This window comes from Frankia sp. CeTa3Moorea (assembly GCF_978021225.1).
Genome location: NZ_CDXDOR010000217.1, coordinates 5,628 through 6,268, shown reverse-complemented (window position 1 = coordinate 6,268; position 641 = coordinate 5,628). Strand labels below are relative to the sequence as shown.

1 protein-coding gene is annotated in these 641 nt (G+C 64.6%); it reads right to left on the bottom strand.

Going from position 1 to position 641, the window contains the following annotated elements; translation table 11 throughout:
• Positions 1 to 70: 70 nt before the first annotated feature.
• On the bottom strand, positions 71 to 641 hold a 571-nt coding region (locus AC08OV_RS22865; RefSeq protein WP_476615390.1), incomplete at its 5' end, for an IS256 family transposase.

Genomic DNA, 641 nt, shown 5'->3' with positions numbered 1-641 from the left:
AACTTAACGGTGTAACGGGTGATGTTGGTGCTACTCGGAGACCACTAGCGTGTGATTACCATGGGTGATGCTATTTGCGGCCGGCGGACAGGCGTCCGTCGAAGGCCAGGTCGAAGGCGTTGAGCGGGGCCTTCCAGCGGATCATCCACTTCTGCCGGCCTCGTCCAGTGGGGTCAAGGCTGATGATCGTGAGGTAGAGGTGCTTGAGGGCGGCCTGCTCGTTCGGGAAGTGGCCGCGGGCCTTCACCGATCGGCGGAACCGCGAGTTCAGGGACTCGATGGCGTTGGTCGAGCAGATGACGGTTCTGATCTCGGTGTCGAAGCGCAGGAACGGGACGAACTCGGCCCAGGCGTTCTCCCACAGCCGGATGATCGCGGGATACTTCTTCTCCCAGACGCCCGAGAACTCGGCGAACCGGTCGAACGCGGCCGCCTCGGTCGGGGCGGTGTAGACCGGCTTGAGATCCTTCGCGAGCGCGGGCCAGTCCTTCTTGCTCGCAGATCGGAACGAGTTTCGCAAGAGGTGCACGATGCAGGTCTGCACGACCGTCCGCGGCCAGACCTGCCCGACCGCGTCGGGCAGGCCGGTCAGCCCGTCGCAGACGAGGATGAGCACGTCGGCCACGCCGCGGTTCTTCAGG